The sequence below is a fragment of the Halorubrum sp. CGM5_25_10-8B genome, from assembly GCF_005435095.1.
Classification (GTDB): domain Archaea; phylum Halobacteriota; class Halobacteria; order Halobacteriales; family Haloferacaceae; genus Halorubrum; species Halorubrum ezzemoulense.
In genome coordinates, this window is sequence record NZ_SGTY01000008.1 from 161,111 (window position 1) to 181,085 (window position 19,975).

22 protein-coding genes and 1 tRNA gene are annotated in these 19,975 nt (G+C 71.5%); 10 read left to right on the forward strand and 13 right to left on the reverse strand.

Going from position 1 to position 19,975, the window contains the following annotated elements; all coding sequences use genetic code 11:
- Window positions 1–7: 7 nt before the first annotated feature.
- The 5 genes from EXE51_RS09575 to EXE51_RS09595 all read left to right on the forward strand — a co-directional run bounded on the left by EXE51_RS09575 (window position 8) and on the right by EXE51_RS09595 (window position 4,525).
- Window positions 8–1,294, forward strand: a complete 1,287-nt coding sequence (locus tag EXE51_RS09575) for an HD domain-containing protein (RefSeq protein ID WP_086216030.1) — start codon at window positions 8–10, stop codon at window positions 1,292–1,294.
- A 31-nt stretch (window positions 1,295–1,325) separates the two neighbouring features.
- The gene (locus EXE51_RS09580; RefSeq protein WP_049933116.1) at window positions 1,326–2,105 is read left to right on the forward strand and encodes a class I SAM-dependent methyltransferase; all 780 of its coding nucleotides are present in this window, start codon (window positions 1,326–1,328) and stop codon (window positions 2,103–2,105) included.
- A 74-nt stretch (window positions 2,106–2,179) separates the two neighbouring features.
- Window positions 2,180–3,244 carry an amidohydrolase family protein gene (locus EXE51_RS09585; protein WP_094495381.1) on the forward strand — a complete coding sequence of 355 codons (1,065 nt, stop codon included), beginning with the start codon at window positions 2,180–2,182 and terminating at the stop codon, window positions 3,242–3,244.
- A gap of 104 nt (window positions 3,245–3,348) precedes the next feature.
- Window positions 3,349–3,804, forward strand: coding sequence for a hypothetical protein (locus EXE51_RS09590; protein WP_086216028.1), 456 nt, complete (start codon window positions 3,349–3,351; stop codon window positions 3,802–3,804).
- A 79-nt stretch (window positions 3,805–3,883) separates the two neighbouring features.
- Complete coding sequence (locus EXE51_RS09595) at window positions 3,884–4,525, forward strand: thymidine kinase (protein WP_137692585.1); 642 nt, start codon at window positions 3,884–3,886, stop codon at window positions 4,523–4,525.
- Between the two features lie 46 nt (window positions 4,526–4,571).
- On the opposite strand, the gene EXE51_RS09600 is transcribed toward EXE51_RS09595, so the two are convergent.
- The 4 genes from EXE51_RS09600 to EXE51_RS09615 form a co-directional block, all read right to left on the reverse strand.
- Entirely contained in the window at window positions 4,572–5,753 is a 1,182-nt protein-coding gene (locus EXE51_RS09600; protein ID WP_137690983.1) for a PAS domain S-box protein, read from the reverse strand.
- 72 nt (window positions 5,754–5,825) lie between these two features.
- Complete coding sequence (locus EXE51_RS09605; RefSeq protein ID WP_094583443.1) at window positions 5,826–6,134, reverse strand: hypothetical protein; 309 nt, start codon at window positions 6,132–6,134, stop codon at window positions 5,826–5,828.
- A gap of 66 nt (window positions 6,135–6,200) precedes the next feature.
- Window positions 6,201–6,800, reverse strand: a complete 600-nt coding sequence (locus EXE51_RS09610) for a hypothetical protein (RefSeq protein ID WP_137692586.1) — start codon at window positions 6,798–6,800, stop codon at window positions 6,201–6,203.
- Window positions 6,797–7,468, reverse strand: a complete 672-nt coding sequence (locus EXE51_RS09615) for a bifunctional 2-polyprenyl-6-hydroxyphenol methylase/3-demethylubiquinol 3-O-methyltransferase UbiG (protein ID WP_137692587.1) — start codon at window positions 7,466–7,468, stop codon at window positions 6,797–6,799. The genes EXE51_RS09610 and EXE51_RS09615 overlap by 4 nt, the downstream gene beginning before the upstream one ends.
- Window positions 7,469–7,527: 59 nt before the next feature.
- Here EXE51_RS09615 and EXE51_RS09620 point away from each other — a divergent pair, with 59 nt between their 5' ends.
- Complete coding sequence (locus EXE51_RS09620; protein ID WP_137692588.1) at window positions 7,528–8,040, forward strand: CinA family protein; 513 nt, start codon at window positions 7,528–7,530, stop codon at window positions 8,038–8,040.
- 115 nt (window positions 8,041–8,155) lie between these two features.
- Here EXE51_RS09620 and EXE51_RS09625 read toward each other — a convergent pair whose 3' ends face one another.
- From EXE51_RS09625 to EXE51_RS09655, 7 genes are all read right to left on the reverse strand, one after another.
- Window positions 8,156–8,359 (reverse strand): hypothetical protein, encoded by a 204-nt coding sequence (locus EXE51_RS09625; RefSeq protein WP_086216023.1) that lies wholly within the window; start codon window positions 8,357–8,359, stop codon window positions 8,156–8,158.
- Between the two features lie 109 nt (window positions 8,360–8,468).
- Window positions 8,469–8,858 (reverse strand): hypothetical protein, encoded by a 390-nt coding sequence (locus EXE51_RS09630; RefSeq protein ID WP_049933103.1) that lies wholly within the window; start codon window positions 8,856–8,858, stop codon window positions 8,469–8,471.
- Between the two features lie 31 nt (window positions 8,859–8,889).
- Entirely contained in the window at window positions 8,890–11,046 is a 2,157-nt protein-coding gene (locus EXE51_RS09635) for a pentapeptide repeat-containing protein (RefSeq protein ID WP_049933102.1), read from the reverse strand.
- A gap of 72 nt (window positions 11,047–11,118) precedes the next feature.
- Window positions 11,119–11,886, reverse strand: a complete 768-nt coding sequence (locus EXE51_RS09640; protein WP_094495386.1) for a metallophosphoesterase — start codon at window positions 11,884–11,886, stop codon at window positions 11,119–11,121.
- Between the two features lie 141 nt (window positions 11,887–12,027).
- Window positions 12,028–12,101 (reverse strand) — tRNA-Thr (locus EXE51_RS09645).
- A gap of 61 nt (window positions 12,102–12,162) precedes the next feature.
- The gene (locus EXE51_RS09650; RefSeq protein ID WP_094519715.1) at window positions 12,163–12,705 is read right to left on the reverse strand and encodes a GNAT family N-acetyltransferase; all 543 of its coding nucleotides are present in this window, start codon (window positions 12,703–12,705) and stop codon (window positions 12,163–12,165) included.
- 86 nt (window positions 12,706–12,791) lie between these two features.
- Window positions 12,792–13,514, reverse strand: coding sequence for a CBS domain-containing protein (locus tag EXE51_RS09655; RefSeq protein ID WP_049933099.1), 723 nt, complete (start codon window positions 13,512–13,514; stop codon window positions 12,792–12,794).
- A 177-nt stretch (window positions 13,515–13,691) separates the two neighbouring features.
- Here EXE51_RS09655 and udk point away from each other — a divergent pair, with 177 nt between their 5' ends.
- Window positions 13,692–14,390: a uridine kinase gene (gene udk / locus EXE51_RS09660; RefSeq protein WP_086216020.1), complete on the forward strand. Its 699-nt coding sequence runs from the start codon at window positions 13,692–13,694 to the stop codon at window positions 14,388–14,390.
- Window positions 14,391–14,811: 421 nt separating this feature from the next.
- Here the strand turns inward: udk and EXE51_RS09665 are convergent, their stop codons facing one another.
- Window positions 14,812–16,194, reverse strand: a complete 1,383-nt coding sequence (locus EXE51_RS09665) for a DEAD/DEAH box helicase family protein (RefSeq protein ID WP_137692589.1) — start codon at window positions 16,192–16,194, stop codon at window positions 14,812–14,814.
- A gap of 49 nt (window positions 16,195–16,243) precedes the next feature.
- Here EXE51_RS09665 and EXE51_RS09670 point away from each other — a divergent pair, with 49 nt between their 5' ends.
- Window positions 16,244–17,206 carry an alpha/beta hydrolase gene (locus EXE51_RS09670; protein WP_137692590.1) on the forward strand — a complete coding sequence of 321 codons (963 nt, stop codon included), beginning with the start codon at window positions 16,244–16,246 and terminating at the stop codon, window positions 17,204–17,206.
- 106 nt (window positions 17,207–17,312) lie between these two features.
- Window positions 17,313–17,768 (forward strand): cupin domain-containing protein, encoded by a 456-nt coding sequence (locus EXE51_RS09675; RefSeq protein WP_137692591.1) that lies wholly within the window; start codon window positions 17,313–17,315, stop codon window positions 17,766–17,768.
- Window positions 17,769–17,825: 57 nt separating this feature from the next.
- Here EXE51_RS09675 and EXE51_RS09680 read toward each other — a convergent pair whose 3' ends face one another.
- Window positions 17,826–18,275 (reverse strand): universal stress protein, encoded by a 450-nt coding sequence (locus EXE51_RS09680; protein WP_086216017.1) that lies wholly within the window; start codon window positions 18,273–18,275, stop codon window positions 17,826–17,828.
- 81 nt (window positions 18,276–18,356) lie between these two features.
- Between EXE51_RS09680 and EXE51_RS09685 the strand changes: the two genes are divergently transcribed.
- The gene (locus EXE51_RS09685; RefSeq protein WP_137692592.1) at window positions 18,357–19,955 is read left to right on the forward strand and encodes an amidohydrolase; all 1,599 of its coding nucleotides are present in this window, start codon (window positions 18,357–18,359) and stop codon (window positions 19,953–19,955) included.
- Window positions 19,956–19,975: the final 20 nt, after the last annotated feature.

Sequence of the window (19,975 nt, forward strand, 5' to 3'; positions counted from 1 at the left end):
CGGACGCATGATCACGGTCAAGGACACCGTCCACGACCACATCGAGATCGACGGTGTCGCCGCGGACCTCGTCGACACCCCCGCCCTCCAGCGGCTCCGCCACGTCAAACAGCTCGGCACGGTCCAGCTCGTCTACCCCTCCGCGAACCACACGCGGTTCGAACACAGCCTCGGCGTCTACCACCTCGCGAGCCGCGCGCTCGACCACCTCGGGATCGAGGGGAAGCGCGCCGACCGCATCGAGGCGGCGGCGATGCTCCACGACGTGGGGCACGGCCCGTTCAGCCACAACCTCGAATCGCTCACCCACCGCCGGACCGGGAAGTACCACGACGACGTCGACGAGCTGCTCGCGACCGGCGCGGTCGGCGAGGTGCTGCGCGACCACGACCTCGACCCGGACCGGATCGCCGACATCGTCGCCGGCGAGGGGCCCTACGCCGGGCTCGTCTCGGGCGAGCTCGACGTGGACCGCATGGACTACCTCGTGCGCGACGCCTACCACACCGGCGTCCCGTACGGCACGATCGACACCGAGCGGTTCGTCCGTGAGCTGACGTTCGTCGAGCGCGGCGAGGTCGCGGACGGCGGGGAGAGCGCCGCCACCGACGGCGACACCCCGGACCGCCGCGGCCCGGAGCTCGTCTTGGACGAGGGGAACGTCCAGACCGCCGAGAGCCTGCTCCTCGCCCGCGCGCTGATGAACCCGGTCGTCTACACCCATCACGTCGCGCGGATATCGAAGGCGATGCTGCGTCGGGCCGCGAGCGAACTCCTCGACGCGACCGCGACGACGGCGGCCGAGCTGCGCCGGATGGACGACCACGACTTCCTCGCCGCGATCCGCGACTGCCCGGGGACCGCGGAGCTCTCCCGGCGGTACGACGAGCGCGACCTGTACAAGCTGGCGGTGTGGGCCGAGTACGACGACGTGCCGGAGCGGGTCCACGAGGCGGACCGCGCGGCCGAGACGGCGCTCGAACGCGAGATCGCCGCGGAGGCGGGCGTCGCCCGCGACCACGTGATCCTCGACGTGCCCCCCGAGCCGACAATGCGGGAGTCGACCGCGCGCGTCACCGTCAACGGCGAGATCCGGCGGCTGGAGCGCCAGTCGCCGCTCGTCTCCGCGCTCCGGACCGCCCAGCGCAACCAGTGGCGCCTCGGGGTGTACGCCCCGGCACCGGCCACCGACCGCGTCGGCCGCGCGGCCGCGGACGTGCTCGGCCTCGACCCGGACGGGCTCGTGACCGAGGTGCGCGGCGCGATGCCGACGACGCTCGACGAGTTCGAGTGAGGTTTATGCCGTCGCCGACCGATCCGCCGGCGTGACCGACGACCACCGCGAGAACCGCCGGCTCTGGAACGAGTGGAGCGACGCGTTCCAGGCGCTGTGGAACGCCGACACGGACGAGTCCGGAGTTCCGCCGGTCCCGACGCCCTTCGACCCGGACAGCCACGCGGCGGCCGGCTCGGAGTTCCCGCCGCCGATAGCGGGCGCGGACGTCGTCGAACTCGGCTGCGGCGGCGGCCAGGGGAGCGTGGGGACGGCGCTGGCGGGCGCCGACCGCGTGGTCGGCGTCGACATCGCCGAGGGGCAGCTCGATCACGCGCGCCGGCTCCGCGACTACTACGGCGTCGACGCCCGGTTCCTCCAGGGTGACGTGACCCGGATCCCGCTCGCAGACGACGCGTTCGACGCGGCGTTCTCCGAGGCGGCGTTCCAACTCGTCGCGGACCTCGACGCCGCGGTGCGCGAGGCGCGTCGCGTCCTCCGGCCGGGCGGCGCGTTCTACCTGTCGGTGATGCACCCGTTCCGGGAGCTGATCGACCCGGAGACCGGAACGATCGACAGGGGGTATCACGCGCCGCCGCGGCGGGAGATCGAGATCGACGAGTCGTACGATGCCGACCTCGTCGCCTTCGACCGGTCGGTCTCCGAGCTCCACCGCGCCCTCGTTGACGCGGGGTTCGACGTCGAGCGCGTCGTGGAGCCGGAGCCCGCGGGCGGCGAGACGACGAGCGAGGGCGACGCCGCGTCGGCCGCCGAGCCACGGGCGCTCCTCCCGGACACGCTCGGGTTCTGGGCGCGGCTCGACGCGCCCTGACGCCCCTCCTCGGAGGTGCCGCCGCTCGGTGCCGCTCCCACGACGTTTTCCCCGCGGCGCGACGAGCCTCCGGTATGTATCTTGAAGGGACGATCCTCGTCGGCCCCAACTTCGAGCCGGTCGAGGGCCGGGTCGTCGTCGCGGACGGCGAGGTCGTCCGGGTCGAGGAGGCGACCGTCGAGAGCGACGACGTGATCCTCCCGGCGTTCGTCAACGCGCACACCCACATCGGCGACTCGATCGCCAAGGAGGCGGGCGCGGGCCTCTCACTCGACGAGCTGGTCGTGCCGCCGGACGGGCTGAAACACCGGCTCCTCCGGGCGGCCGACCGCGGGCAGAAGGTGGCCGCGATGGCGCGCACGCTGCGGTACATGGAGTCGACCGGCACGGGGACGTTCCTCGAGTTCCGCGAGGGGGGCGTCGACGGCGTCGCCGCGCTCCGCGACGCGGTCGCCGGAGCGGGCGTTCCGTTCGGCGAGCGGGCGATCGACCCGGTGGTCTTCGGGCGCGACGACCCCGACGTGCTCTCCGTCGCTGACGGGTACGGCGCCTCCGGCGCCCGCGACGCCGACTTCGACGCGGTCCGGACGGCGACGCGGGACGCAGGCAAGCCCTTCGGGATCCACGCCGGGGAGCGCGACGCCGACGACATCAACGCCGCGATGGACTTAGCGCCCGACTTCCTCGTCCACATGGTCCACGCCGAGCCGATCCACCTCGAACGGCTCGACGACCGCGGGACTCCGGTCGTCGTCTGCCCCCGGTCGAACCTCGTCACCAACGTCGGCGTGCCGCCGATCCGCGAGCTGAGCGAGCGAACGACCGTCGCCCTCGGCACGGACAACGTGATGACCGACTCGCCCTCGATGTTCCGCGAGATGGAGTTCGCGGCGAAGCTGTCCGACCTCCCGGCCCGAGCGATACTGCGCATGGCGACGGCCAACGGCGCGGAGATAGCCGGGGTGGACCGCGGCGTGATAGAGCCCGGTGCCGACGCCGATCTGCTCGTCCTCGACGGCGACTCCGACAACCTCAGCGGCGCTCGCGACCTCGTCCGCGCGGTCGTCAGGCGGGCCGGACAGGCAGACGTCTCGCGGGTCGTCATCGGCGGCAGGCAGGTCGTCCCCCGCGACGACTGAATCGCGCTCTCGCCTTCCGCCGCGACTCCTCGCTCGCTCCGCTCCCGGTCCGATTCTGCACCGCGCCGACGGGATGAAATGGCTTCCGAGCGTACGACCGCGCGATGACGACGCTCTCGTTGCTCGCCGGACTCGCGCTTGGACCGATCGTCGGTCTCGTCGCGACGCTCGCGATGGATCAGGTGATGCCTCGGCTCCCCGAGGGGACGACGGCCCCGAAGGTCGCCGCCGGCGTGCTCACGGACACGCCGGTCGACGACGCGCCCGAGCGGCTGGCGACGTGGGTCCACTACGTCGCCGGCGGCGGCTCCGGCCTGCTGTTCGTCGGGCTGGCGGCCGCGACCGGGTCGCTGCTCGGTCTCGGTCCACTCGTGGCCGTCGCGGTCGCTGGGGTCGTCCAGCTCGCGCTGATGGTCGGCTTCTTCGCGCTCGTCCCGCTGCCGCGCGCGTCGGGGCTCCCGCGTCAGCGGCTCGGTCGGGTCCGGCGCGACTGGGCCGTCTCCGCGGCGGCGTACGTCGTCGTCGCCGCCGCGATCGTCGGGGTCGCGACCGGGATCTGAGCGGCGGTCGCCGGCGGCGACGCGGCGGCCGCGTCCCGGGAGAGAAACGGTTTAGTCGCTGGCTCCGGCCGGATCGGGTATGCACGCAATCACTCGATCCGGGTGGATCGAGGTCATCTCGGGGTCGATGTTCTCGGGCAAGACGGAGGAGCTGCTCCGCCGGCTCCGGCGGTCCGAGATCGCCGGCCAGTCGGTCGCCGTCTACACGCCCGCGATCGACGACCGCTACGGCGAGGCGACGATCGGGAGCCACACGGGCCGGCAGTGGGAGGCGACCGTCGTCGACAACGAGGGGGACGGGCCGCTCGACATCCTCGACGACGACCCCGCCGAGGTCGTCGCGGTCGACGAGGCGAACTTCTTCTCGGACGCGCTCGTCGAGGTCTGTAACGCCCTCGCGGACCGCGGGAGCCGCGTGATCGTCTCGGGCACCGACCAGACGTTCCGCGGCGAGCCGTTCGAGCCGCTCCCGCAGCTCATGGCGACCGCCGAGTACGTCGACAAGCTCCAGGCCATCTGCTCGGTCTGCGGCGAGCCCGCCTCTCGGAACCAGCGGCTCATCGAGGGGGATCCCGCCCACGTCGACGACCCGACGATACTCGTCGGCGCCGAGGAGTCCTACGAGGCGCGGTGCCGCGACTGTCACGTCCTCCTGACCGGCGACCGCCCCGACGCGGAGCGACCGTTCGACAGCCCGGAGGCGGACTCCGCGAACGACTGAGCCGGTCCCGCGACGCCGCCCCCCGACGGTGGGGACGAACCGCGGCTCAGTCGGGCCCGTTCGCCAGCCGATAGGCCCAGAGGTGGCCGCCGCCGTCCGGCAGATCGATCGGTCGGTACGTCCGAATCAGCGCGGTTCCGTCGGCGAGCGCCAGCCGCTCGTCGTCGACCGGCTGCCGGGCGTCGACGATCCGCTCGATCCCGTCGACGAACCCCTCCGGATCGGCGAACCGCCTGCTCAGTTGGACGGCGAGTTCCCGGCAGTCGCGCCCGGCGGCGGCCTCCGGGTCGCCGTCGATGTCGAACAGCTCGTACACCCGCTCGTTCGCGCGTATCACGCGCCTGTCCCCGTCCTCGACGAGCATCCCGACGGGGAGCGCGTCCAGCGCGGTCGACAGGACGGCGTTCGTCCGCTCGATCTCGCGCTTCCGGGCCTCCGCCTCGGTGACGTCCTCGAACTGTGAGAAGACGCCGATCACCGCTCCGTCCTCGTCGGTCACCACCTGGTTGTGCCACGCGCAACGGATCCGCTCCCCGTCGCTGCGGACGTTCTCGTTGACGCTCTGGTACCCGCCCTTATTCGCGAGCAGGTCGCGTTCGAGCACCGCGACGTGTCGGCGTTCCGTCTCGGGAACGAACGGGAGCCACGTCCCGCCGAGGAGTTCGGACTCCTCGTAGCCGAGGATCTCCTCGGCGGCGGGGTTCACCCGAACGATCCGGAACTCGTCGTCGTACTCGATCGTTCCCAGCGGTGACTGGCCGATGAACCGCGACAGCCGCTCCTGGCTCGCGGCGAGCGCGGCCCGCGACCGGTGTTGGTCGACGGCGTTGCGGACGCGGTTGGCCAACACCTCGTACTGGTCGTTTCCCCCGCGCTTCTGGATGTAATCGGTCGCGCCGACGGAGATGGCCTCGCTCGCTATCTCCTCGCTCCCCTTCCCGGTGAACAGGACGAACGGGGTGTCGACGCCGTTGTCGCGGGCGCGCTGGAGGAAGGCCAACCCGTCGGTCTCGGGCATGTCGTAGTCGGAGACGACGCAGTCGATCGGCGCCGACTCTAGCGCGTCGAGGGCGTCCTCGACGCTCGTCTCGGAGCTGACCTCGAACGTCTCGTCGATCCGTTCGAGATATGTCGCGGTCAGATCGAGGAAGGCCGGGTCGTCGTCGACGTGGAGGACGCGGACCGTCGACGGGTCGTCCGACTTGGGGTCCGCTGGAGGCCCCGTCATGCGCACTCATACCGCGACCTGCGCAATATACGTTCGGATCCGTTTATCAAACGGTTCGGGCGGGCGGTCGGCTCACTCCGCGGCCGCTTGGTCGTCCCCGTGCCCGCCTGCGATCGCCGGGTCGGATTCGCGCTCGTCCGCCGCCGTCGAGTCGTCGACCGGGAAATCCCCGTCCGCGGTCGCGAGCCGGAACAACCCCACGAGCGCGCCGGCCGCAATCAGCGTTCCCTCGACCTTCGCGGCCGCGTACACCCACTCGCGCGGCTCCGCCTCGCCGGCGTTCCGGTAGAGCGCGCGGGTCCAGAGCGCGACGACGCGGCGCGGCGCGACGGCCTCGATCAGTCCGCCGAGTCCGGCCACCAACAGCAGTAGCGCTTTCATACACCCCCTTCGTCGGGGGCCCTCAAAAGCGGCCCGGGGACTGCGGCGTCGTTCGGCGTCGGTCCCTCAGCCGTCCGCTACCGGCTCAGCGGCGTCGAGATACCGCCGACAGGTCGCGGCCGCCCACTCCCGCACCGCGGCGTCCCTCGTCCACAGCAGGGCGGCGACCCCCGCTCCGTCGATCAGCCCGACGGCCGCGCGGTCGTCGGCGAGGACGACCGCGATCGGGGACTCGCCCTCGTGGCGGTACGCGTTGACGCCGCGGTCGGCGAGCGCGCGGCGGACGACCGCCCCCGTCGTTCCGGTGAGGCGGTCGGCCGCGGAACCGGTGAACACGACGCGGCCCTCGCTCGGCGCGGTCGCGTCGTCGGCGGCGCCGGATTCGTGCGCCTCGTCTCCCGCCGATAGCGACGCGTTCAGTCGTCCGGCGAGGTCGGCGTCGAACCGCGGCACGACCGCGACGACGCTGTCGGACCCACCGATCAGCTCGGCGAGTCGGCCCACGGGCGTCGGCGAACCTTCCGGCTCGTCGGCGCCGTTCGCCGAGCCGCTCGCGCGTTCGACGATCGCGGTCCGATCGCCGAGGCCCGCGGGGTCGCAGTCGACTGCGCGCGCTACGATCGACCGGAGGACCGCCGCGGGCGACGCGGAGCCGTCGTCGCTCACGCGTCTCGCTCGTCCGCGGCGGTCGCGTCGCTCTCGCCGCCCGGCCACCTGTCCGGCGCGTCCGGGCGCGTCGGGTACGACTGCCGGCCGCCGCTCGCCTTCCGCGCGAGCAGCCGCGCGGTGGCGCGCCGGCGGTCGTCCGGGCGCTCCGCCGTGGTCTCGTCGTAGTAGCGCACGCTCAAGGCCAGTCCGGCGCGGAGCAGCTCGTTGGCCGCGAACCGGTATCGGTCGTCGCTCGGTCCCGACGGCGACGGGTCCGCCGACCGGAGGTGCCCCTCCACGAAGAGGTAGCCGCCCGGCGCGAGCGCCTCGACGAGGTCCGCGAACCGATCGAGCGCGTGGAAGAAGCTCATCGTGATCACGTCGTACGCCTCCGTCGGGAAGCCGTACGTCGAGACGTCGGCGCGGACCGCCTCGATCCGCTCGCCGATCCCGCGCTCGGCGGCGCGGTCGCGGACGACGCGGAGCCCCTCCGCCGACGCGTCGAGCGCGTCCACCTCGCGTCCGCGGTCCGCGAGGAACACGGCGTTGCGGCCGGTCCCCGCAGCCACGTCGAGCGCGCGACCGTCGGGGAGCGACGGCTCGTAGGCGCGAAGCACGAGGGACGGCTCCGGCGCGCGCGGGTACTCGCCCGACGCGAACCGCTCGTCCCAGTCGGTGTCGGTCACGGGCGCCCTTCGCCGCGCCGCGGCGTAAACCTCAGGGGCGTCTCGCCCGGACTGCGGGTATGAACGAGACCGAGGCCCCCGCCGAGCGACTGAACGCGCTCCTCGGCGACCGCGACGAGACGCTCGCGACCGCGGAGTCGCTCACCGGCGGGCTGGTCGGATCGCGGGTGACGGACGTGCCGGGCGCGAGCGCCTACTTCGACCGCGGCTTCGTGACGTACACCTACGACGCGAAACGCGAGCTGCTCGCCGTCTCCCGCGAGTCGCTCGACGCCCACGGCGCCGTGAGCGACCCCGTCGTCCGCGAGATGGCGGCGGGCGCCCGAGACCGGGCGAACGCGGACTGGGCGGTCGCGACGACCGGCATCGCCGGCCCGACGGGCGGCACCGACGAGAAGCCGGTGGGTCTCGTCCACTTCGGCGTCGCGCACGCCGCCCCGTGGGGAACCGGGGAGTCGTTCGTCCGGACCGAGCGGGCCGTCATCGACGGCGACCGCGACGCGGTGAAGCGGGGCGCCGCCGAGCGCGCGCTCGACGCGCTCGTCCGTGCGATCGAGGACGCCGACGGCTGAGCGACTGGGGACGCCGACGGCTGAGCGACCGAGGACGCCGCTCTCCTCGTCGTCGAGACGGTGTCCCGGCGATCGTCGGTGCCGGTGACCGTCGTCCGGTGAAGCGTTCGCGCCGTCAGTCGATGTAGGCGTTCCCGACGACGGCGACGAGCAGCGCCGCGATCACGATCCACGTGAGCGGTTCGACCGCGAGGAGGCGGAGCGGCCGCGCGGCCGACTCGCCGAAGCCGAAGAGGGCGCCGCCGGCGAGCGCTACCGCCAGCACGAGCGCGCCGACGATTCCGGCCACGCCGAGCAGCGCCCGGTCCGACGAGTCCATGGCGGCGATCCGCGCGGGACGTATATAAACGGATCCCGAACGCGAGACAGCGGTCGACGCGCCGTCGGGAAGGCGGCGGGCGTGAAAACCCGCACCGCCGCGTCCGGTGTCAGTGGAGGTACTGGAAGGCGATCTCGGTGTCGTCCGACAGCTCTCGCTCCGTCCGCCACTCCCCGAGTTCGGTCGCGACGCGGCGCCACTCGACCGACTCCGACGGGATGGCCCCGACGAACCGGTCGAGTATCTGCCCGGCGTCGGCGTCGAGTTCGGCCGGCGTTATCACGAGGGTCTCGTCGCGGATCCCCCGCCCGACGCGGAGCCGGATCGCGTCCCCTTCTCGGATCTCGTGGTAGAGGTCCCTCGCGACCTTCCGGTCCGGGTGGTCGTACCTGAGGTCCTCGACCGCGTGGTGGAGCAGCCGCTGGACGGCGTCTCGGTCTCGGTTGTCGAACAGCGGGAGGGTCCGCCGGAACTCCCCGTCGCCCGTCGACTCGCTCATGGCGCCTCGTGGGACCCGTCGTCGCATAACGTCACCGGTGGACGCTGCGGGTGAGCGCGAAGATGAACAGGCCGATCATGAACGCGCCGACGAATCCTTCGGTGGCGGCGAGGAAACTGCCCGCGAAGTTCGGAACGGTCGCCGTGGGGCCGAATATCAGCGACGTGAACGACTGAACGCTCAACAGCCCGTATCCGAGCGGCGACGCGAACGGCGGGTCTGTGACGACCGCGGCGAAGAGCGCCGCGTAGACGACGACGGTGACGAGCGAGAATCCGATGGTGCGGCGCGGCTTCTCGCCGTACCCGCACGTGGCCGAGAGCGTGAGGTTCACCGCGACTAAGAACAGCAGTTTGAGCCGGCTGCGAAGCGACTCCTTGTGGGCGAACGCCCGGTCGACGTGCGTCCGGCGCCGGTAGTACATCTCCTTGATGAAAAACCGGGAGGCGGACTGGCTGTCGCCGACGCGCTCGGCCCCGTTCTTCGCCTTCAGGTACGTCACTTCGAGGTCCGACGCCTCGCCGTCGGCGAGCCAGCCCGCGAGCCGGCTTCGAACGCCGCCTCCGTCGGCCGGCTCTCCCGGACCCCCGCCCGATTCGTCGGCGGCGCCGCCGTCCGCGCCGGGCGCCTCGTCGGCGTCGTCCTCGATGGCGAACCGGTCCGCTTCGAGGCTGTACGTGTCGTCGACCGTCCCGCGGAACGTGTGTAACACCCACTCCGGAGCCAGCACGTACCGGTAGTTGGAGAAGTCGAAGCCGTCGAACTCGGTCCGGTAGAAGAGGAACCGCTCGAAGACGCCCTCCGAGTCGGCCATCTCGATATCCACGTCGCCGACCCTGCTCCGTCGGAGGTTGTAGTACACGGCGGCCCCGTTCTCCTGGACGAACCGGCCGCCGTCGACCGTCGTGCGCTCCAGGTTGATGGTGACGTCGCCGCCGGCCGTTCGCACGTTCTCGAACCGCGCCCGCTCGAACGTCGACTCCCGAAGCGTCGCGCTCGATCTGAACGTCGTCTCGACGAAGTGGACCGTCCCCCGGAACGCGGCGCTCCGGAAGTCGCCGTCGCCGACGAACGTCGCCCGCCCGAAGAAGGCCTCGTCCGTGAACTCGGCCTTCAGGAACCGCGCCGTGTCGGCGAACGTGGCATTCCGGAAGTCGCCCAGCCGGTCGAACGTCGACTTGTAAAACGACGCGTAGCTGTTGAAATCGACCGCCTTGAAGTACGTCGCGCCGCCGAACCGGATGTACGACAGCACCGCCTCGCCGTCGAACGTCGCGAACTGGAACTTCGCCTTGTCGCCGAACTCGGTCTCGGTGAACGACGCCTCGGAGTCGAAGTCGGCGTTCTGGTAGTGCGCGGGCTGCGCGAAGCTCGCCTTTTTAAACAACGCCTCGGCCGCGAACGCGCAGTTCATGAACACCGCGGCGTCCTCGAACTCGCACCGGTTGAACCGGCTCGTCCCGCCGAACTGGACGGTGCGGAAGTCGGTCCTCGCGTGGAACCGGCTGGCGGTGAAGGTCACGTCCGACCGGAACGCCGCGCGCTGGAACAGACACGCGCCCCGCCACGCCGACTCCTCGAACGAACAGGGGGCGCGGAACCGGGCCCGGTAGAAGTCGGCCACGTCGCCGAACCTGACGCGGTCGAAGCTCGCCGGCCGGGCGAACGTCGAGCCGCCGAACCGCGCGCTGTCCTCGAAGTCCGTCCCGTCGAAGACGGCGTCGCCGCGGAACGTCGCCCGCTCCGCCGACACGTCTTCGCCGAACTCAGCGTCGGTGAAGTCGGCGGCACCCTCGACCCGTATCTCGTCCATCAGGAGCGGCTGTCGGAGGACGGTCTGCTCCGCGAGGAACTCCCCATAGACGGTGACGTGCCGGAGGTCGATCGGGTGGTTGGTCACCCGGTCGAGGACTCGGTGTGAGACGTCGATCGTTCCGAACTCGGCCCCGACGAACCCGAGCGACGACGCCTCGCCGGTCGCCAGCTCCGACACCAGCGATTCGCACACCGACTCGTCGTCGATGCCGAGCTCCGCGCGCCGAGCGGGAGAGAGGTGGAACCGACAGCGGTCCGTCTCTCCCTCCGCCTCTCGGGGACAGGACCACCTCTCGTCGAGCGCGGCCGAACGACCGTGTTCCTCCTCCCACGCCACCGGGTCGAAGCTGTACGCACACGTTCCGACGGACACGACGTACCGGGCCGACGACAGCGCGGATAGTAAAACTACCTCACAGCACCGCCCGACGCAACCGCCGTCCGGCTAGAGGATGGTGTACGACGTCACGGTGTCGCCCCCGACGGTCACGTCGACGGTGATCCGATCGCCGACGGTCACGTCGGCGTAGGTCCCGGTCAGAGGTTTGCCGGGCACCTCCTTGCTGAACGCGTTGACCGAGACGTGGGCCATGTTGCGGAAGTTCGCGAACCCGGACTGGTGGATGTGCCCGCTTATCGTGCCGCGTCCGGACCCGAGCCCCTCGATGACGCGAAGCGTCTCCTTTCGGTCGGAGAGGAACGCGCGCTCCGGGTAGTGTCTGAACCAGTCGTTGTCCGAGATGTCGAAGGTCCCGAGCGGGTGATGGCTCAGGAAGAGCGGGTCGTCGTACTCCGCGCAGACGCCCGCCAGCCACTCGCGCTGGTCGGACCCGAGCTCGCCGCGGGCGCCCGGCGTCGCCTCCTTCGTCGAGTCGAGGTAGACAATCGGCACGTCGTCGGTCTCGATCACGCCGTGGAAACGGTCCTGGCCGAGCAGCGACGTGAGCTCCGCGCGCGTCAGCGTCTCGACGTCGTGGTTCCCCAGCAGATACGTGACCGGGACCGGCGCGTCCGCGAATATCTCGCGGACCCGTTCGACGTTCGCCTCGTCGACATCGGCCGAGCCGTCGTCTTCGATCAGGTCGCCCAACACGAAGATCCGGTCGAACGCGTCGGCGGAGACGGCCTCGAGCGCGTCGCGTAGCTCCCGCTCGATCTTGGCCGCGTGGCCGCTCCGCATGTGGACATCGGGAAACAGCGCGAATCGACCCATCGGTTACCAATGAGTCGACGCACCGCGGTCAAATAACTACGGATCGGCGCTCGCCGCGGGGAAAACGCCTCGCCGTCTCGGCGCCAGATCGCGTCGGGGAGTCGCCGCCCGACTCCTCAGAGAGTCGACGGCGTCCAGCAGAGCCAGGGCAGGGATTTGAACCCCGGAAGTCTCGATTACAAGTCGAGTGCATGAACCACCCATGCTCCCCTGGCGCGTGCGGCCGTACTCGGTCCTCCTATGAGTGCGTGTCGCTTTCCGCGAACCCGGCCGGAGTCATCGGCTTTCCTGATCGCCGCCGCGCTCGTCCTCGTCTTGGGGGTCCAGTGACTTCGTCAATTCCACGCGGTGGAGGCCGTAGCCGCGGTCCGCGTAGAACGCACGGGCGCGGTCGTTGTCTGCCAGCGCCTCTAGCGCCACGCGCTCGGCGCCCGCCTCGACGAGCGCGCGCTCGGCCGCGTCGAGCAGCGCCGCACCGACCCCCTCGCCGCGCCGGTCCGGTCGCACGAAGAGGTTGCTGACGGTTCCGCGGACGGCGTCGCGGTCGTAGTCACCGCGTTCGAGCGAGAAGCCGACGAACCCGACGGGGTCCGGATCGCCGGCGTCCGCTTCGGCCGCGGCTTCAGGGTCGCGAGCGACCAGCAGGTCGCCGGTAACCACCGACTGCGCGACCCACTCGCGGACGGTCGCGCGGTTCGCCTCGCCGCGGAGCGTGGCGCCGTACTCGCGCTGCCCCGCGGCGAGCGTCACCCACATGTCGGTGACCGGGTCGACGTCGTCGGCGGTCGCCGGCTCGATCCGGGCGTCCGTCTCGGCCATACGTTCGCGTTCGGCTCGCGACGTGTTGAGACTGCCGGCCGATGACTCGGCCTCGCCGTTGGCGCATCGAACGGCGGCCCAGCGACTCAGACCTCGCGGCAGTTCGGGCAGACGGCCTGCCCGTTCGCGGTGACGAGGTCGGGGACGAGCGCGCCGCAGCTCTCGCAGACCCCTTGCGTCGAGCCCTCGCTCGGCGCACCCGTCACCGGGTCGACGTCGTCTTCGCTTCCGGAGGGGCCGTCTCCCGAGGCGGCCGCGGCGGGCTCCGATGCCGTGGCCGGGTCCATCGTCGCCGCGGCGCTCCGCTCCGCGTCGGAGTCCGCCGCGGCCGCGGTCGACAGCACGGTCTCCTCCGGGTGGGGGTCGCCCGTCGCGGGTTCGTCACCGAAGCCGTCGGCGCCGGCGCCCGTCCGCGGCGCCCCCGCGGCGAGCGCGTCGCCGTCCGTGACGACGCCGACCGCCTCCCCGTCGTCGACGGCGACGACTCGGTCCGTCCCCTCGGCGACGAGCCGCTCTTCGAGCGCGGCGAGCGAGTCGTCCGGCGAGACCGTCGGCAGCGGCGGACTCATGGCCGCGCCGACCGTGGACGGCGGCCCCTCGGGCGACTCCCCGCCGTCGCCCGCCTCCAGCAGCACCTCAAGCGCGTCGCGGGCCTCCAGCCGTCCCACCGGCTCGCCGCCGCGCACGACCACCAGACAGTTCGTCTCCTCTTCGACCAAGAGCGCGGCCGCCTCCGGCAGCGCGTCCGACTCGCTGACGCCGAGGAACTCGCGGTGCATCACGTCATGAACCGTGGTGTCTGTTCGCATACGTCTCGGATCCGCTCCGACCGGCTAAAAGGTGCCCCCGGTAGCGTTTTATCCGTGCCCGGCCTACGCTTGCGATCGGTTCGCATATCCGGCGGAGCGAGTCGCGTCCGGACGCCCTGCGGGCGCGCCCCGCCGACGAAAGGGAGCGTTCAAACCCTCCGACGTTCGAACTGGGACATGGCCATTCCCTCGTTCGTGATCGGGATCGCGGGGGGGACGGGCGCCGGGAAGACGACGGTCTCCCGGCTCGTCACCCGCGACCTCGGCGACAGCGTCACCCGGATCCCGCTGGACAACTACTACGAGGACCTCTCGCACCTCGAGTTCGAGGAGCGCAAGGAGGTCAACTACGACCACCCCTCGGCGTTCGAGTGGGAACTCCTCAGGGAGCACCTCGAAGCCCTCCTGGAGGGCCAGTCCGTCGAGATGCCGCAGTACGACTTCGAGATTCACAATCGGAAAGACGAGCGGATCACTGTCGAACCCACCGACGTCATCGTGCTGGAGGGCATCCTGGCGCTGTACGACGAGGACATAAACGACATGATGGACCTGCGGCTCTTCGTCGAGACCGACGCCGACGTGCGGATCCTGCGCCGGATCCGCCGGGACGTGATCGACCGCGGCCGCGACCTGGAGGGCGTCATCGACCAGTACCTCTCGACGGTGAAGCCCATGCACGAGCAGTTCATCGAGCCCTCGAAGAAACACGCCGACGTGATCATCCCGGAGGGCGCCAACAGCGTCGCGGTGAACCTCTTAGAGGAGAAACTGCGCGCCGAGGTCGAGGGCGACGCGGTCAGGAGTTGGGAGCGCGGCAGCCTCGAATCGGAGCTGGGCGAGAAGCGCTCGCTCGACATGGACGGCGACGATTAATCAGTTCGAAACGGTGGGTCTCTGGGCGTGGACGCCGGAGCGACAGTATCTGTCGCCGAAGCCCGTTCGTTTGCTTATAAACCGCTGCTCGTAGATCGACGCTGAACACTTCCAAAGCCCCAGCCGCGAGGACGCCGTACGCTCGCTGCGGTCCTCGTCGCTCGTGTTGCTCGCTCCTGCGGTCCTTACGTCGCCTACGGCGTCCTCGCGGCTGCCCCTTTGAATCCCGTCCCGCGACCGCACCTCACGCCTCCCCAGCCTCGCCGCTCGCTCCCTCCGGTCGCTCGCGGCGTCCCTCGCGCGTGCTCCTCGCGGCCGCCTCCAGCGGCCACTTGGAGGCACGCGCCACCGCACGGTCATTTACAAGCGATCGTCGCAGCCGCTCACGGGCATTTAACCGTCGTATCTCGACCGTTCCGGCTCATCGCCGCCGGCTCGCCACCCGCTCCTCGGCGGTCTCGGCGCTGACGAGCTCGTACAGCGTCGCGCGGCCGCCGTCCTCCTTCGGGCGGAGCACGCGGCCGAGCCGCTGGGTGAACTCCCGCTCGCTGCCCGACCCGGAGAGCAGGACCGCCACGTTGGCGTCCGGCACGTCGACCCCCTCGTCGAGGACGTTCGCGGCGACGACCCGGCCGTAGGTGCCGTCGCGGAAGCGCTCCAAGATTTCGCGGCGCTCCTTCGCGCCCGTCTCGGCCGTGATCGCGGGCAGCAGGAAGCGCTCGGAGAGGCGGTAGACGAGGTCGGTGTGGGCCGTGAACACGATCACGCGGTCGTCGCGGTGGCGGTCGAGGATCTCCGCGAGCCGCTCGACCTTGCGGTCGGCGTTCATCATGACCTCGCGGGCGTCCTGCTTCGCGAGGAGCGCCTCGCGGGCCGCCGGGTCGTTTCCCGAGCGCTTGACCAGCTCCTGGTAGTCGCTCCCGCTCGAAAACGTGATCCCCGCGTCGCGGACGTACTCGACGAAGGTGCCCTGTTTCTCGTCGTAGCGCTCGCGCTCCGCCTCGGTGAGCTCCACCTCGATCCGCCGGATGTCGTAGGGGGCGAGGTGGTCGCCCGCGAGGTCGTCGACGTTGAGCGCGTAGACGCGGTCGCCGACCAGCTCCGCGACCGCCTCGTGGGCGCCGTCCGGGCGCTCGAAGGTGGCCGTGAGCCCGAGTCGCGCGGGCGCGGCGAGGAGGCGCGCGGCGTCCCGGTACCCCTCGCCGCCGAGGTGGTGGACCTCGTCGAAGACGACGAACTCGAAGGCGTCGCCGACGCCGTTCGCCTTCAGGTACGCGGAGTCGTACGTCGACACCGTGATCGCCTCCCGACGCTGCTCGCCGCCGCCGAACCGGCCGATCGGGGCGTCGAACTCGCGCTCCAACTCTCGTTGCCACTGGTCGAGCAGGTCGACCGTGGGGACGACCACGAGCGTCGGAACGCCGAGTTCGACCATCGCGCGGATCGCGATCACGGTCTTGCCGGCCCCGGTCGGCAGCTCGAGGACGCCGCGATTGCCGGCGTCGCGCCACGCGTCCAACGCCTCGCGCTGGTACTCGCGGAGGTCGTAGTCGGTGGCGAGCGCGTCCGGGAGCCCGGCCTCGCTCGCGGCGCGCGCGCTCGCGTCGAGGACCCGGTCGTCGACTGCGACGCCGGCCACCCGGAGCGCCCGCCGGAGTTCGGCGTAGCGGTGGGCGGGCGCCCGGCCGGTCCCGGTTCGGGGGTCCGTCTCGACCCCGGGCAGCGGCGGCAGCGCGTCGGGCGCGAGGTCGCCGTCCGCGTCGACCCGGATCGTGCCGTCCTCGTAGGTCAACCGGACGTCCATCGTCCCGAGTTCCCGTCCGACTTACAAAGGCCCACCGCCTCGGTCCGCCATGCGCGCGGACGAACTCGACCCCGACCTCGCCGCGGCAATCGCCGAGATCGAATCGCTGGGTCTGCCCGCGTGGAGCGACCTCTCGGTCGATGCCGCCCGCCGCCTCGAAGACGACCTGTTCTCGGGACCGCCCGAACCGCCGGTGGCCGACGTCCGCGACCTCGCGTTCGACGGCCCGCACGGCGAGGTGCCGGTCCGGGTGTACCGCCCGGCGGGGGCGCCCGACCCGATGGGCGCAGGGGGCGACCCGCCGGCCCGCGCCCTCGTCCACTTCCACGGCGGCGGCTGGACGCTCGGGACGCTCGGCTCGGTCGACGGGATCTGCCGCGAGCTCGCGGTCCGCGCCGACGCGGTCGTGGTCTCCGTCGACTACCGGCTCGCGCCAGAGCACCCGTTCCCCGTCGCGGTCGACGAGGCGACCGCGGCGCTGGAGTGGGTCACCGAGACGGCGGACGCGCTGGGCGTCGATCCCGACCGGACCGGCGTCTCGGGCACCAGCGCCGGCGGCGCGCTCGCGGTCGCGGCGTCGCTCCGCGCGCGCGACGTCGGAGACGCGCCGACGCCCGCCGGGCAGTTCCTGCTGTACCCGATCGCCGGCCGCGACTTCGAGACGGACTCGTACCGGGAGAACGCGGACGGCCCGCTGCTCACGCGCGAGGACATGCGGTGGTTCTACGAGCAGTACCTGCGGAGCCCGATCGACGCCGCGAACCCGTACGCGGTCCCGCTGGAGGCGGCGGACTTGGGGGACCTCGCGCCCGCGACGGTCGTCACCGCCGGGTTCGACCCCCTGCGCGACGACGGCGTCGCGCTCGCGGACCGGTTCGAGCGCGAGGGAACGCCGGTCGAGCACCGTCACTACCCGGCGATGGCGCACGGGTTCTGTAGCCTCGCGGACAGGGTGGCCACCGCGGAGACCGCGCTGTCCGCGGTCGCGAGCGACGCGCGATCCCGGCTGTGATCGGTCGCCCGAAGCGTCGTCCGCCGACCGGTCCCGTCGGACGGCGGCAAGGGGAAATCGCGGCGCGAGGTCAAAGCATAACTCTCGCGAGGCCGTGTCCGTGAGTATGGAACGAGTCTCTATCGACGAGGTCGAGCCGAGCGCCCTCGGAAGCGACGTGGACCGCCGGGGGCTGTCGGAGCCGCTCGGGGCGACCGACGTGGCGCTCAACCGCTACCGCCTCGATCCTGGGGAGCGGTTCTCCGGCGGGCTTCACGCTCACATGGACCAGGAAGAGATCTTCGTCGTCGTCGAGGGGGAGGCGACGTTCGAGACGATGGACGGGGACGTGAGCGTCGGCGCGGGCGAGGCGGTCCGGTTCGCGCCCAGCGAGTTCCAGTCGGGCAAGAACGACGGCGACGAGCCGGTCGTCGCGTTCGCACTGGGCGCGCCCCGCGACAGCGAGGACGTGCGGATCCCGCAGGAGTGTCCGGAGTGCGGACACGAGAACATGCGGGCCGTTCCGAGCGACGACGGGTTCGATCTCCGGTGTCCGGAGTGCGGCGCCGAACTGGAGGGCTGACGCCGTCGAGGCGGGCGCGGGAGACGGGAGAAAACGGAGTCGGAGCGGCGTCGGGACTCAGGCGTCGACGGTCGTCTTCACGATGCTCACGGGCGCGGTCGACTGCCGGGAGACGCGCTCGGTGACGGAGCCGAGCATCCGGCGGTAGTCGCCGGAGCGCGTCTTCGACCCCATCACCGTGAGGTCGACGTCCTCCTCGTCGGCGTAGCGGAGGATCTCCTCGTGCGGGACGCCGTAGCGGAGGGCGGTGACCGCCTCCACGTCGGCGTCGCGGGCGAGCGAGGCCACCGCGTCAAGCGACTCGCGGCCGGTCTCTTCGAGCGTCTCCTCGGCGCCCTCGGCGCCGTCGACGAACTCGTCGCCGGAGTAGGCGTTCACCACGCCGCTGTCGACGACGTAGAGGACGTGGAGCGTCGCGTCGTAGCGGTCGGCGGCGTCGATCGCGTGGTCGATCGCGCGGTCGACGCCGACGCTGCCGTCGGTCGGGAGGAGCACGTTGTCGTACATACGCGGCGGTTCGTCGAGCGACCGAATAAATCGGTCGCCGTTTCCCGAACGGTTAACACGCTGTGTGCCCCCCGGAGTTCCATGACCGAGGCCGCGGACCGGATCTTCGTGAACGGGGAGGTACACACGCTTGCGGACCCGGATTCGGGCGGCGACGCGGTCTGCGAGGCCGTCGCCGTGCGCGACGGCGAGATCGTCCGGACCGGGCGGACGCACGACGTGGAACTGCTCGCCGGCGTCGACACGGACGTGGTCGACCTCGACGGGCGCGTCATCCTCCCCGGGTTCGTCGACGCGCACACCCACCTGACCACCGTTGGCCGCTACCTCCTCCACGCCGACCTCTCGGCGGCCGACTCCCCGGACGGGGCCGTCGACCTATTGGCCGAGCGCGCGGCGGAAGTGGAACGCGAAGCGAGCGAGGTGGAGGACCCCGAAAGCGACGACTGGGTCCTCGGCTACGGTTACGACGAGTCGACGTGGGACGACTCGCGCTACCTGACCCGCGCGGACCTCGACCGCGTCTCGACCGAGCGCCCGGTGGCGGCGTTCCGCGAGGACATGCACGTCGCGGCGGTCAACGGCGTCGCGCTCGGCCGCTTCGCCGACGCGCTCGCCGACGCTCCCGACGAGACGGTGCCCACGGACGACGACGGCGATCCGACCGGCGTCCTGCTCGAAGCCGCCATCGACCCGATCTACCGAGCGGTCGAGCCCGGCCCGGCCGAGACGCGCGCGGTCGTCGAGGCCGCGCTCGACGGCTGCGCCGCCCGCGGTATCACGGGCTTCCACGACATGGTCCGCGACTCGCACGCGCCCCGGGTCTACCGCGACCTCGACGAGTCCGGGTCGCTCACCGCCCGCGTCCGGATCAACTACTGGAGCGACCACCTCGACGCGGTCCGGGAGGTCGGCCTCGCGACGAACGCCGGGAGCGATATGGTACGGACCGGAGCGATCAAGTCGTACACGGACGGGAGCTTCGGCGGCCGGACCGCGCGCCTCTCCAAGCCGTACGCGGACGCGCCAGACGAGACCGGGCAGTGGGTCGTCGATCCCGACGAGCTGGACGAGGCCGTCGCAACCGCGACCGAGGCGGGCCTCCAGTTCACCGCCCACGCGATCGGAGACGAGGCCGTCGACGCCGTCTTGGACGCATACGAGCACGCCTCCCGGACCGACGCCGGGGAAGCCCGTCACCGCGTCGAACACGCCGAACTGGCCGACGACGACGCGATCGAGTGGCTCGCGGAGACCGGCGTCGTCGCGAGCGTCCAGCCGAACTTCCTGAAGTGGGCGCAACCCGGCGGTCTCTACGAGGAGCGACTGGGATCCGAGCGCACCGCCGAGACGAACCGCTACCGGGACATGCTCGACGCGGGGGTCCGGCTCGCGTTCGGCTCGGACGGGATGCCGATGGACCCACTGTTCGGGGTTCACCACGCGGTCAACGCGCCGGCCGAACCTCAGCGCCTCACCGTCACCGAGGCGCTGCGGGCGTACACCCGCGGCGCCGCGTACGCCGGCTTCGACGAGGACCGGCTCGGGACGATCGAGGTTGGGAAGCGGGCCGACCTCGTCGCGCTCGACGCGTCGCCGTGGGAGCGCGACGACGCGATCGACGATATCGACGTGGCGCTGACCGTCGTCGACGGCGACATCGTGTTCGACGGTCGGTGAATCGGCGGCCGAGGCGCGAC

Excerpts from the sequence above, each read along its gene's own strand:
- EXE51_RS09680 (WP_086216017.1), bottom strand. The coding sequence starts at position 18,275 with ATGTACGACAACGTGCTCCTCCCGACCGACGGCAGCGTCGGCGTCGAC.
- EXE51_RS09575 (WP_086216030.1), top strand. The coding sequence starts at position 8 with ATGATCACGGTCAAGGACACCGTCCACGACCACATCGAGATCGACGGT.
- udk (WP_086216020.1), top strand. The coding sequence starts at position 13,692 with ATGGCCATTCCCTCGTTCGTGATCGGGATCGCGGGGGGGACGGGCGCC.
- EXE51_RS09665 (WP_137692589.1), bottom strand. The coding sequence starts at position 16,194 with ATGGACGTCCGGTTGACCTACGAGGACGGCACGATCCGGGTCGACGCG.
- EXE51_RS09650 (WP_094519715.1), bottom strand. The coding sequence starts at position 12,705 with ATGGCCGAGACGGACGCCCGGATCGAGCCGGCGACCGCCGACGACGTC.
- EXE51_RS09640 (WP_094495386.1), bottom strand. The coding sequence starts at position 11,886 with ATGGGTCGATTCGCGCTGTTTCCCGATGTCCACATGCGGAGCGGCCAC.
- EXE51_RS09655 (WP_049933099.1), bottom strand. The coding sequence starts at position 13,514 with ATGCGAACAGACACCACGGTTCATGACGTGATGCACCGCGAGTTCCTC.
- EXE51_RS09685 (WP_137692592.1), top strand. The coding sequence starts at position 18,357 with ATGACCGAGGCCGCGGACCGGATCTTCGTGAACGGGGAGGTACACACG.
- EXE51_RS09630 (WP_049933103.1), bottom strand. The coding sequence starts at position 8,858 with ATGAGCGAGTCGACGGGCGACGGGGAGTTCCGGCGGACCCTCCCGCTG.
- EXE51_RS09625 (WP_086216023.1), bottom strand. The coding sequence starts at position 8,359 with ATGGACTCGTCGGACCGGGCGCTGCTCGGCGTGGCCGGAATCGTCGGC.
- EXE51_RS09675 (WP_137692591.1), top strand. The coding sequence starts at position 17,313 with ATGGAACGAGTCTCTATCGACGAGGTCGAGCCGAGCGCCCTCGGAAGC.
- EXE51_RS09670 (WP_137692590.1), top strand. The coding sequence starts at position 16,244 with ATGCGCGCGGACGAACTCGACCCCGACCTCGCCGCGGCAATCGCCGAG.
- EXE51_RS09590 (WP_086216028.1), top strand. The coding sequence starts at position 3,349 with ATGACGACGCTCTCGTTGCTCGCCGGACTCGCGCTTGGACCGATCGTC.
- EXE51_RS09620 (WP_137692588.1), top strand. The coding sequence starts at position 7,528 with ATGAACGAGACCGAGGCCCCCGCCGAGCGACTGAACGCGCTCCTCGGC.
- EXE51_RS09600 (WP_137690983.1), bottom strand. The coding sequence starts at position 5,753 with ATGACGGGGCCTCCAGCGGACCCCAAGTCGGACGACCCGTCGACGGTC.
- EXE51_RS09585 (WP_094495381.1), top strand. The coding sequence starts at position 2,180 with ATGTATCTTGAAGGGACGATCCTCGTCGGCCCCAACTTCGAGCCGGTC.
- EXE51_RS09595 (WP_137692585.1), top strand. The coding sequence starts at position 3,884 with ATGCACGCAATCACTCGATCCGGGTGGATCGAGGTCATCTCGGGGTCG.
- EXE51_RS09605 (WP_094583443.1), bottom strand. The coding sequence starts at position 6,134 with ATGAAAGCGCTACTGCTGTTGGTGGCCGGACTCGGCGGACTGATCGAG.